Genomic DNA, 841 nt, shown 5'->3' on the forward strand with positions numbered 1-841 from the left:
GGCAGGCCGGCGGCGCGAGCCTGGGCGAGGCGCAGCAGCAGCAGGCGGGCGATGGTGGTGGTCTTGCCGGTGCCGGGGCCGCCGGTGACCAGCAGCAGGGCGCGGCGCAGGGCGAGGGCGGCGGCTTGGGCTTGGCGGTCGGGTGGATCGTTGGCAGTCGTACCCTCACCCGCCCTGCGGGCACCCTCTCCCGGGGGGAGAGGGAAGAGCTGGGCGAACAGGGGTGCTAGGGCGGCGAGGTCGCTGTGCGGCAGTGGCTGCGCGACGAGGCGGCGCAGGCCCAGGGCCAGGCGTCGCTCGTACTCGCGGTAGCGGCGCAGGTAGAGCAGGCCGTGTTCGAGTACGAGTGGGCAGTCGGGGCTGGCCGAGTCTTCGGCGGCGGGTTGTGCGACCCAGCGCGAGGCGGCTAGGGCGCGGGTCCAGTCGTCTGCGGTAGGCAGCGTGGGGGCAGCGCCGTCGCGGCTGTCGAGCAGGAGGCTGGCGCGTGCCGGGTCGAGGCCGGCGTGGCCGCTGGCCACTGCCAGCGAGGCCAGGGCGGCGCCGGCCAGGACCGGGTCGGGGGTGTTCGGGTCGAGGCGGGACAGGCTGTGCGCGAAGGCGTGGTCCAGCGTGCGCAGGGTGCCGGTGCGGTGGAGGGTGGCGAGGAGGTTGGATTGGCTCACGGGGTGGCGGCTCCGTGAGTGGACGCACCCTCACCCCAACCCCTCTCCCGGGGGGAGAGGGGCTTGAGCGGGCGCGGGGTGCCGGTGCGGTGGAGGGCGGACAGGAGGTGGGTGGGTTGGCTCACGGGGTGGGGGCTCCGTGGGCGGACGTACCCTCACCCCAACCCCTCTCCCGGGGG

General features: G+C 75.6%; 1 protein-coding gene. It reads right to left on the minus strand.

Features of this window, described 5'->3' with window-relative positions; translation table 11 throughout:
* Nucleotides 1–662 (minus strand): AAA family ATPase (locus tag D183_RS25395; protein WP_039728887.1); only part of this gene is annotated, 662 nt, incomplete at its 3' end.
* Between the last annotated feature and the right edge of the window lie 179 nt (nt 663–841).

The organism is Xanthomonas sp. SHU 199, from assembly GCF_000364665.1.
GTDB classification, from domain to species: domain Bacteria; phylum Pseudomonadota; class Gammaproteobacteria; order Xanthomonadales; family Xanthomonadaceae; genus Xanthomonas_A; species Xanthomonas_A sontii.